Annotated in this window: 1 protein-coding gene; it reads right to left on the reverse strand. The window is 65.9% G+C overall.

What is annotated here, in order from left to right; translation table 11 throughout:
* On the reverse strand, positions 1 to 587 hold a 587-nt coding region (locus tag EVJ21_RS15215; protein WP_255570033.1), incomplete at both ends, for a SulP family inorganic anion transporter.

Raw genomic sequence — 587 nt, forward strand, 5'->3', positions numbered from 1 at the left:
TGTCGGCCATCCGTTTCGCGAACAAGGCGAGCGCACAGATGACCCCGACCTCGACGGCGACGACGAGGTCGACGAAGACGGTCAGCCCGAGCGTGACGAGCAGCACGAGTGATTCGGCCGACCGATGACGCAGCATCTCGAAGACGTGGTGCCGCTCCGACATGTTCCAAGCGACGCGCATCAAGATCGGCGCGAGTGCGGCGAGCGGGACATAGCTCGCGAGTGGTGCCAACACGAGCACGGCGAGGAGCACCGTCAACCCGTGGATGACACCGGAGCGGCGGCTGACGGCTCCGGCTTGGATGTTCGTCGCCGTCCGGGCGATCGCACCCGTCGCCGGGATGCCGCCGAAGAACGGGACGACGACGTTGGCGAGCCCTTGCCCGAACAGTTCCTTGTCTGGGTTCATCTTCGTGCCGGCCATGCCGTCCGCGACAGCACCTGACAACAGTGACTCGAGCGCCCCGAGGAAGGCGATGGCGAACGCCGATGGGAGCAGCGTCGCGATCAAGTCGAGGTCGATCGTGAGCCAGTTGAAGTCAGGCAGTCCGCTCGGGATGCCACCGTAGGCGCGACCGATCAGCTCG

This window comes from Exiguobacterium sp. SH0S2 (genome assembly GCF_004337185.1).
Lineage (GTDB): Bacteria > Bacillota > Bacilli > Exiguobacteriales > Exiguobacteriaceae > Exiguobacterium > Exiguobacterium aurantiacum_A.